Here is a 10,034-nt window from a genome sequence, read left to right as displayed (position 1 = left end):
ATTCATTGATAGTGGTATCGTATTGGGTACCCGGGTCTGCACAACGCCATGCTGCGTACGCAATCTGGTTCCATACTTCTTTGGAAGGTATTTTTTTCATTACCCTTCCGTCGGAACGCGCCTTCAGTTCCCAATTCTCGTTATTTTTCAGTTTTTCAAAGAAGTCATTTGGTATCCGGATGGAGTTGTTGGAGTTTTGTCCGCTCACGGTTTTATATGCTTCCCCTTCGTAATCGGACGCATAACCTGCAGCAATCAGGGCAGCTACCTTATTCTCTTCCTCCACTTTCCAGTTAATGAACTCCATTATTTCCGGGTGATCCAGGTCGAGGCAAACCATTTTAGCAGCGCGGCGGGTAGTACCCCCGCTTTTAATGGCGCCGGCGGCCCTGTCGCCAATTTTTAAAAAGCTCATTAAGCCCGATGAAGTACCGCCACCGCTTAATTTTTCGCCTTCGCCGCGTATATTGGAATAGTTGGTACCTACGCCACTTCCGTATTTAAATATCCGGGCTTCTCTTACCCACAGATCCATAATGCCTCCATCGTTTACCAGGTCATCTTCCACACTTAATATAAAGCAGGCATGAGGCTGGGGCCTTTCATATGCCGAAGTTGATTTTTTTAATTTTGCGTCTGCCGGATCAACATAATAATGTCCCTGCGGTTTTCCTTTAATTCCATAAGTTTCATATAGCCCGGTATTAAACCATTGGGGGCTATTGGGTACGCAGGCCTGGTTCAAAATACAATATACCAGCTCTTCATAAAATACCTGCGCATCATCGGGCGAAGCAAAATAATTGTGCCGCTCTCCCCAAACTTTCCAGCAATTGGCCATGCGGTGCGCTACCTGCTTTGCAGAGGTTTCACGACCCAACGACCCGTCTGGCTGCGGTACCCCGGCCTTACGAAAGTATTTTTGCGCTAATATATCCGTAGCAATCTGGCTCCATTGTTTGGGAACTTCTACATTTTTCATTTCAAATACGATTTCCCCATTGGGATTACGTATTACGGAAGTGCGGTAATCATATTCAAACAGGTCAAAAACATCTGCACCCTCTTTCGTAAAGAGACGGCGATACCTTAAGCCTCCGCTTTGCTTTTCATTCATCATAGTTACAATAATTTATATTTGGGCTTTGATAAGTTAAGTTACAATTATCATACGATAAGAGGACGAAAATATCAGCCTAAATCGTTTTGTCAAACTGTTAAATATCAACAGCGTGTGGATAAGTATTTGATACGTACTACAGGGTTTACTTTCGCATTTTCTGCACATGCTATTGAAAAGAAAATTTGGTTGTTTGTCTAAAGTTTTCTAACTGCAGTTAAGTTGCTGGTTACTCCTGCTGTGAAGCGCGCCGGGCAAGGACCGGGGTAATTATCGAATAGTTATTTTTTATGCGCTGTGCAGGAAGCAGGGAAAGCATAAACTATCAAAATTTTTTCTTTTTTATTAACGCGGAGGCCTATTAAACTTTTGTACCCGGAGCCCGGCTAATCAGGTATATGCGTACTTTCACTATACAACACCTTAAATTTACGTAACTGCAATTTTATGCTTTAAAACCTGCTAACCGAAAAAGTTTTTGCATTTTTGCATTTAAGGAAGCTATAGCATGACTGATCTTATTTATCAATCCATAACAGGCAAAAAGAAGGCAGGTAAAAAATCATTTGCCGTGCTTATTGACCCCGACAAGGTAGATAACCGGAAAATAACGGAGCTGGTGCAACTTACCAGTGAAGCTTCGGTTGATTATTTACTGGTGGGGGGAAGCCTCGTGATCAGTAATCACTTAGACGAGGTAGTAAAGGAGATTAAAAAGCAATGCAGTACCCCGGTAATCCTTTTTCCCGGCACTCCCTCGCAGGTTAGCCGCTATGCCAACGGGCTGCTGTACCTTTCCCTTATTTCGGGCAGAAATGCCGAGCTCCTGATAGGGCAGCATGTAATTTCCGCTCCTTTTGTTAAACAAAGCGGGCTGGAAATTATTTCAACCGGCTATATGGTAATTGATGGCGGAGCGCCAACAACGGTTTCCTATATCAGCAATGCCAGTCCTATACCTTCCAATAAAAGTGAAATTGCCATGTGCACCGCTATGGCGGGCGAAATGCTGGGCATGAAGCTCATTTATATGGATGCAGGCAGCGGCGCAGAAAGGCCTATTACGGAGGCTATGATTGCCGCGGTAGCCGGCGTAATTGATATTCCCCTTGTTATCGGAGGCGGTATCAGCGACCCGGAGAAGGCTTACCTTAATTGCAAAGCCGGTGCAGACGTAATTGTGGTAGGCAACGCCATAGAAAAAAATCCTTCCCTGATAAGGGAAATAAGCGCCGCAATACATAGCGTACCGGTAAATTTGTAGGTTTTACCCTTCATTTTTCAAAATTTCACATAAAAAACACCACTGCAAGTAAAAAAAGTATTTCCTTTGCATCGTCAAAAACTTATATCAAAGCATCGTTTACTACATTACTACAATGCAAAAAAATCTCACCACAGTAACCGCTGATGTGTTTGTTCAGGCAGACACTATATTGCGTGGGGTTTTTCCTGTTCTGCCAGGAGCAGTTTTTTTCTGTTCCCCAACCCCCTTTAGGGTACGACGTTGATACTTTTTACCATAGCACACCCACCGTTATGGAAAAGCACCGCATCAGCAAGGCTGGTAGCGGCAAGGTGGCAGTTATCTCCTTCTATTATTCGCTATTAAGGAACAAAAAAAATGAAAACGCAGGAACAATTTCAAATAAGCATAGCCAATGAAACTCACCTCGGCTTTGCACAAATTATTTGCGATGAAATGGCTTCCTCAGCCAAAGCCCGTGGAACAGGCATAGCTAAAAGAAGCCCTGAATACATACAACAAAAAATGCGGGAAGGCAAAGCCGTGATCGCTTTTGATAAAACAGGCATTTGGGCAGGGTTTTGCTATATAGAAACCTGGAGCCACGGCGAATATGTAGCTAACTCCGGTCTTATTGTAGCGCCCGCTTTCAGAAAAGACGGGCTGGCACGCGCTATTAAACGAAAGATATTTGAACTGAGCCGTAAGCTATACCCCAATGCAAAAATATTTGGGCTTACAACCGGACTGGCTGTAATGAAAATAAACTCTGAACTGGGGTATGAACCGGTTACCTATTCGGAACTAACACAGGACGAAGACTTTTGGGCAGGTTGTAAAAGTTGTGTAAACTATGATATCCTGATGAGCAAGGGGCGGAAAAACTGCCTCTGCACCGCTATGCTCTACGATCCCAAAGATCATCCCGGACCGGAAGAAACCAAACAGGACTTTCAGCAGCACTCAAAATTATATGAGCGCTTTATGCGGATAAAAAAGTGGAAGCTATTGCAGCCCTTCCTGAAAAAAGAAAAAGAAGAATCGAATGCCGGTGCGAAGATGAAATCCAGGAAATCTATTCTTCATTTCATTTTCAATTTGTAGCTATTCCGGTTATATAAAAAGATATTACAAATGAAAAAAATTGTTTTAGGCTTTAGCGGTGGATTAGACACTACTTATTGTGTAAAGTACCTGAGTGAAGATAAGGGATATGAGGTGCATTCCGTTATTGTAAATACCGGCGGATTTACCGGTGAAGAACTGAAGAAAATTGAAGAACATGCTTATGGGCTTGGTGTAAAAACACACACTACGGTTAACGCCGTACACTCCTATTACAACAGCATTATCAGGTACCTGGTTTACGGAAACGTATTAAAGAACAACACCTATCCTTTAAGCGTAAGCGCAGAAAGGCTGAGCCAGGCCCTGCATATAGCGGAACATGTAAAAAAACTACAGGCCGATGCCGTAGCACATGGCAGTACGGGCGCCGGCAACGACCAGGTGCGTTTTGATATGATCTTTCATATTATGATACCCGGTGTGGAGATCATTACCCCTATACGCGATCTGAAATTAAGCCGCGAAGCGGAAATTGCGTATCTTAAGGAGAAAGGCGTACAGATGAATTTTGAAAAAGCAGTTTACTCCATCAATAAAGGCCTGTGGGGTACAAGCGTAGGCGGTAAGGAAACCTTATCATCGAAAGGCATGCTGCCCGAAGAAGCCTGGCCCACACAGGTTACCGCATCGGAAGCCAGGGAAATAAAATTAAGCTTTACCAAAGGGGAATTAACCGGGGTGGATGACAAAACCTTCACACATCCCGTTGAAGCTATTCAGTACCTGCAAAGCATTGCCGGGCCTTATGGAATAGGCCGCGACATTCATGTGGGAGATACCATTATTGGTATTAAAGGACGTGTAGGATTTGAAGCGGCAGCGCCCATGGTTATACTAAAAGCACATCATGCGCTGGAAAAGCATGTGCTTACCAAATGGCAGTTGAACTGGAAAGATCAGTTGGCACAGTTTTATGGCAACTGGCTGCACGAAGGACAAATACTGGATCCTGTAATGCGGAATATTGAAGCATTCTTAGAAAGCTCGCAGCAAAACATTACCGGCGAAGTATTCATCCAGTTATTGCCCTATCGCTTCCAGGTCATCGGTATTGCATCACCCTACGATTTAATGAACAGTAAATTTGGAAAGTACGGCGAAATGAATACCGGTTTTACCGGCGAAGATGTAAGAGGGTTCAGTAAAATATTCGGCAACCAGGTGGCAATACACCATTTGGTAAATAAACAGGCATAAAGATGAAAATTAAAGCAGGCATTATAGGCGGCGCAGGATATACCGGCGGAGAACTGATCAGGTTATTGCTCAATCATCCGGATGTGGATTTTTCTTTTATTCACAGCCGCAGCAATGCAAACAAACCGTTATATGCTGTTCACGAGGATCTGATAGGTGAAACGGACCTCGCTTTTAGTCATGACCTTACACCGGTACAAAGCGGAGAACTGGATATTCTGTTTTTATGCCTTGGCCACGGCGAATCAAGAAAATTTCTTTCAGAAAATACAGTAGCCGGTAATACAAAAATCATAGACCTGGCAAACGATTTCAGGCTTGCTGCACAGTCTGCTAGCGGAAAGCGGAATTTTGTATACGGTTTACCCGAAATCAATAAAACGGCTATACAGTCGGCGCACGATGTAGCCAACCCGGGGTGTTTTGCAACTGCTATTCAGTTGGGTTTACTGCCTTTGGCAAAAGCCGGGCTGCTGGAAGAAGTATATACTACCGGCATTACCGGAAGCACCGGTGCCGGACAAAGCCCTTCTTCCACTTCGCATTTTAGCTGGCGGGCAAACAACATTCAGGCCTATAAAACATTAACCCATCAGCACCTGGGAGAAATAGTGCAATCGCTGATGCAGGTATCGCCTCCCGGTAAACAGGAACAGCAACTTAATTTTGTTCCCTGGCGCGGCGATTTTACACGGGGCATATTTGTGAGCTCTACCCTGCACTGCGAACGGCCTTATGAAGAACTGGTGAAACTGTATAAAGCATTTTATAAAGAACAGTTGTTTACTATAGTGAGCGATGCGCCTATTTTTTTAAAACAGGTAGTAAATACCAATAAATGTATTATCCAGTTAGAAAAAGTAGGCGTTAAATTAGTGGTGCATTCTATTACCGATAATTTATTAAAGGGCGCCTGCGGGCAGGCTGTTCAAAACATGAACCTGATGTTTGGACTGAAAGAAGCGGCGGGGCTGAAGCTGAAAGCCGGGTATTTTTAAAAAGAGGAATGCTGATAGCATTCATAAAATTTCTGCGATAGCAACATGCACAGTAATACACCCTATGCTTTACACCCTACACCCTACACCCCATACCCTATACCAAAAATAATACTTTAATACCATGAATTTATTCGATGTTTACCCCATTAACAATATCAATATTGTAAAAGCCAAAGGCTCTTATGTGTGGGATGATAAAGGAGAGCAATATCTTGATCTGTATGGTGGCCACGCTGTTATTTCCATAGGGCACACGCATCCGCACTGGGTACAGCGCATAGAGGAGCAGCTTAAAAAAATAGCATTCTATTCCAACTCCGTTAAAATTCCTTTGCAGCAGGAGCTGGCCGCCAAACTGGGTAAACTATCGGGGAAAGAAGATTACCAGCTTTTTTTGTGCAACAGCGGCGCCGAAGCCAATGAGAACGCGTTAAAACTGGCATCCTTTCACAATGGAAGAAAAAAAATAGTAGCTTTCAGCAAATCATTCCACGGACGCACATCACTGGCTGTGTCCGTTACCGATAATAAAAACTATACCGCACCCGTAAACGAAACCGATAATGTTATCTTCCTGCCTTTTAATGATGAACAGGCGCTGGAAGATTGCTTTGCAAAAAACGGTAAAGCCATTTCTTCGGTTATTATAGAAGGCATACAGGGTGTTGGCGGTATTAATGTAGCCGAAGAGGGCTTTTTGAAAAAGATCCGCAGCCTCTGCGATGCATACGGCGCCGTATATATAGCCGACAGCGTGCAATGCGGGTATGGAAGAACGGGCAAATTTTTCAGTCATGATTTTGCCGGTGTAAAAGCCGATATTTATACCATGGCCAAGGGCATGGGCAATGGCTTTCCGGTAGCGGGTATTATTATTGCACCGCATATTAAGCCCAAACATTTTCAGTTGGGTACCACATTTGGCGGCAATCACCTGGCCTGTGCTGCAGCCTTAGCCGTACTGGAAGTATTGGAATCGGAAAAGCTATTGGGCAACGCCGTAATGGTGGGTAAATATTTAAAAGAGGAACTAAAAAATATCCCCGAGCTTAAAAATGTACGGGGCAGGGGTTTGATGATTGGATTTGATGTGCCTGAAGCATTGAAAGACCTGAAGAAGCATTTGCTCCTGAACCAGAAAATTTTTACCGGTGAAGCTAAGCCGAATGTTATCCGCTTGTTGCCTTCACTGGCTTTGAAGAAAAGAGACGCGGAAGATTTTATTGATGCGATTAAAGAAGAGATAGCTGCTATGACGGTTCAGGAAGTGTAGCTGAACGGGTTTGTAAAAATATTGTACGCTTTTATAATCATAAAGAAATGGGTTTCCAATCAAAAAATCTGCTTCAGATTCCACCGTCAGGCATTAGCCGGTTTGTTTCTGCAAACGATGTAAAGGATATTAACGCTCTGGCAAAACTGGCTTTAGCCTACAAGGCAGATCCGTTCATGCATCAAACACTGGGTTTGCATAAGCGCATAGGACTACTATTTTTGAACCCCAGTATGCGTACCCGTTTAAGCACGCAAATTGCGGCGCAAAACCTGGGTATGGAAGCCATTGTATTTAATGTAGGCAGTGAAGGCTGGGCTTTGGAATTTGAAGACGAAGCCATTATGAGCGGAAATAAAGTGGAGCATGTAAAAGACGCGGCTCCCATTATGGGCAAATATTTTGATATTCTTTGTATCCGCACTTTCCCTTCTTTAAAAAACCGTGAAGACGATTACAGCGAATTGTATATCAATCAATTTATTAAATATTCCGGCATACCCGTTGTAAGTCTTGAAAGCGCAACACTGCACCCCTTACAAAGCCTCACGGATATTATAACCATTACTGAGCTTCTGCAAAACCGCAAACTACAAACCAAAAACCAAAAACCAAAAATTGTACTCACCTGGGCGCCGCATGTAAAAGCATTGCCGCAATGTGTTGCTAACAGCTTTTCACAATGGATAAACGCGTGGGGCGGGGCCGATTTTACCATTACCCATCCGGAAGATTATGAATTAGACGAGCGGTTTACGAAGGGCGCAACCATAACACACCACCAGGAAGAGGCGCTGAAAGGGGCTGATTTTGTGTATGTAAAAAACTGGAGTACCTATACCGATTACGGAAAAATATATTGCAACGACCCGGAGTGGATGCTGACGAATGAAAAGCTAAGCTTAACCAATAGTGCAAAAGTAATGCACTGCCTTCCGGTAAGACGCAACGTGGAGCTAAGTGACGAGATATTAGACGGATCCAATAGTATTATTACACAGCAGGCTTCCAACCGTGTGTGGGCGGCACAGGCTGTTTTGTCGGAAATATTACGGCGCCAATCCACATAATAACAGCATGAAGGAAGCATACGTAATTAAAATAGGAGGAAACATTATTGATGACGAAGAAAAGCTTTCTGCCTTCCTCGAATCTTTTGCTGCACTCCAAAACGGCGCTGCACGTATACTGGTGCACGGCGGCGGAAAATTAGCCACCAAACTGGCCGAAAAAGCAGGCATTGCACAGCAACTGGTTGACGGCAGAAGAATTACCGATGCGGAAACCCTTAAGATAGTAACTATGGTGTATGCCGGCTACATTAATAAAAACATTGTGGCCCGGTTACAGGCCAATGGCTGCAATGCCATAGGACTAAGCGGCGCGGATGGCAATGCCGTGCTTGCACACAAAAGAATAGTATCCGGAAATACGGACTACGGTTTTGCAGGAGATGTGGATGAGGTGAATGCTCCATTGCTTAATACCCTGCTGGAACAAAACTTCACAGTGGTGCTGGCCCCTATTACACACGATAAAAAAGGGCAACTGCTTAATACCAATGCCGATACCATTGCACAGGAAACAGCCAAAGCCCTCTCCGCTTTTTATGATGTAACCCTTATCTATTCGTTCGAGAAAAGCGGCGTGTTACTGGACGCCGGTGATGACAGCACGGTTATTGCAACTATTAACCCGGCCGCTTACCGGGAATTAAAAGCTGCACAAAAAATATTTGCCGGCATGATACCTAAATTAGATAATGCTTTTGCAGCGCTTGACAGTGGCGTAAAAAAAGTAGTGATCGGGAAAGCGGAGGCGTTGAAACAATTACTCTCCGGCAACGCGGGCACAACCATTATAAATGAATAATACTATTTCCATATTAACCGCTGAAGCAGTTCAGTTATTAAAAGCACTGATAGCCGTGCCTTCATTTAGTAAAGAGGAAGATCAAACGGCCGGACTGATTGGTTTGTTTTTTGCTAAAAAGGGAATACCGCATTTCCGCATTGGCAATAACGTATACGCAACTAACAAATATTTCGATGAAAGGAAGCCGGCAATCCTGCTCAACTCCCATCACGATACGGTAAAGCCTAATAAGGCCTATACCCTTAACCCTTTCAGCCCTGTTGAAAAAGAAGGAAAGCTGTATGGTTTGGGAAGCAATGACGCGGGTGGGCCGCTGGTATCGCTGCTGGCTACGTTTTTATTTTTTTACAACCGGCCGGAGTTGAAATATAACCTCGTATATGCTGCCAGCGCAGAAGAAGAGATATCGGGGAAGGAGGGCATTGAACTGTTGCTGCATAGCACTTCTTTCAATCCGCCGGAAAGACAGTGGGCCTTTGCGTTAGTAGGCGAACCTACGCAAATGCAAATGGCCGTTGCCGAAAAAGGTTTGCTGGTAGCAGATTGTACCGCTACCGGCATAGCCGGTCATGCGGCGCGGGAAGAAGGGGACAACGCCGTTTACAAGGCCATAAAAGATATTGAATGGTTCCGGTCTTTCCGGTTTCCGCGGGTGTCTGATTTCCTGGGCCCGGTGAAGATGAGCGTAACCGTTATTGAAACCGAAAATAAGGCGCATAATGTGGTGCCTTCGCAGTGCAGCTTTGTAGCCGATATAAGGGTAAATGAATGCTATACTTTTGAGGAAATACTTGATACCGTACGAAGGCATGTAAGCTGTGAAGTACAACCCAGGAGCCTGCGCCTGAGATCATCTTCCATCGCCTTAGATCACCCTATTGTTAAATCCGGACTGGAAGCGGGCAGAACCTGCTATGGCTCACCCACCACTTCCGACAAGGCATTAATACCTTTTCCGGCATTAAAAATAGGACCCGGCGATTCGGCAAGAAGTCATACGGCCGATGAATACATATACATTGATGAAATAAAAGAAGGAATTGGGTTGTATGTGAAGCTGTTGGAAAAGCTGTTGTAGAATAAGTTGCAGGTTACAAGGTGCAGGGGAAATACATAATGCATTCAAAATATTTGTTTTGTATTTTTATTGAAATATTTATAAAAGAATCAGGGAAGAATACGAATCTCTTAGCA

8 protein-coding genes and 1 pseudogene are annotated in these 10,034 nt (G+C 44.1%); 8 read left to right on the top strand and 1 reads right to left on the bottom strand.

The features are described 5' to 3' along the window. Positions 1–1,120: pseudogene (locus tag VL121_RS18315) on the bottom strand (vitamin B12-dependent ribonucleotide reductase); the annotation flags it as partial. Between the two features lie 508 nt (positions 1,121–1,628). On the opposite strand from VL121_RS18315, the gene VL121_RS18310 reads away from it, so the two are divergent. The 8 genes from VL121_RS18310 (at position 1,629) to VL121_RS18275 (ending at position 9,918) form a co-directional block, all read left to right on the top strand. After that, on the top strand, positions 1,629–2,384 hold the full coding sequence (locus tag VL121_RS18310) for a phosphoglycerol geranylgeranyltransferase (RefSeq protein WP_325408053.1): 756 nt from the start codon (positions 1,629–1,631) through the stop codon (positions 2,382–2,384). A gap of 360 nt (positions 2,385–2,744) precedes the next feature. Next, complete coding sequence (locus VL121_RS18305) at positions 2,745–3,470, top strand: GNAT family N-acetyltransferase (RefSeq protein WP_325408052.1); 726 nt, start codon at positions 2,745–2,747, stop codon at positions 3,468–3,470. Positions 3,471–3,500: 30 nt separating this feature from the next. After that, positions 3,501–4,691 (top strand): argininosuccinate synthase, encoded by a 1,191-nt coding sequence (locus VL121_RS18300; protein ID WP_325408051.1) that lies wholly within the window; start codon positions 3,501–3,503, stop codon positions 4,689–4,691. A 2-nt stretch (positions 4,692–4,693) separates the two neighbouring features. After that, the gene (gene argC / locus VL121_RS18295) at positions 4,694–5,689 is read left to right on the top strand and encodes an N-acetyl-gamma-glutamyl-phosphate reductase (RefSeq protein ID WP_325408050.1); all 996 of its coding nucleotides are present in this window, start codon (positions 4,694–4,696) and stop codon (positions 5,687–5,689) included. Between the two features lie 124 nt (positions 5,690–5,813). Next, positions 5,814–6,965 carry an aspartate aminotransferase family protein gene (locus VL121_RS18290; protein WP_325408049.1) on the top strand — a complete coding sequence of 384 codons (1,152 nt, stop codon included), beginning with the start codon at positions 5,814–5,816 and terminating at the stop codon, positions 6,963–6,965. Positions 6,966–7,012: 47 nt separating this feature from the next. After that, a complete protein-coding gene (locus VL121_RS18285; RefSeq protein ID WP_325408048.1) occupies positions 7,013–8,035 on the top strand; it encodes a Rossmann-fold NAD(P)-binding domain-containing protein in 1,023 nt (340 codons plus the stop codon). A 7-nt stretch (positions 8,036–8,042) separates the two neighbouring features. Beyond that, entirely contained in the window at positions 8,043–8,837 is a 795-nt protein-coding gene (argB, locus tag VL121_RS18280) for an acetylglutamate kinase (protein ID WP_325408047.1), read from the top strand. Next, positions 8,830–9,918 (top strand): M20 family metallo-hydrolase, encoded by a 1,089-nt coding sequence (locus VL121_RS18275; RefSeq protein ID WP_325408046.1) that lies wholly within the window; start codon positions 8,830–8,832, stop codon positions 9,916–9,918. Before argB ends, VL121_RS18275 begins: the two co-directional genes overlap by 8 nt. Positions 9,919–10,034: the final 116 nt, after the last annotated feature.

The sequence above is a fragment of the Agriterribacter sp. genome (assembly GCF_035497235.1).
GTDB lineage: Bacteria > Bacteroidota > Bacteroidia > Chitinophagales > Chitinophagaceae > Agriterribacter.
The sequence above is the reverse complement of the archived record's forward strand: the minus strand, read 5'-3'. Positions and strand labels throughout refer to the sequence as shown.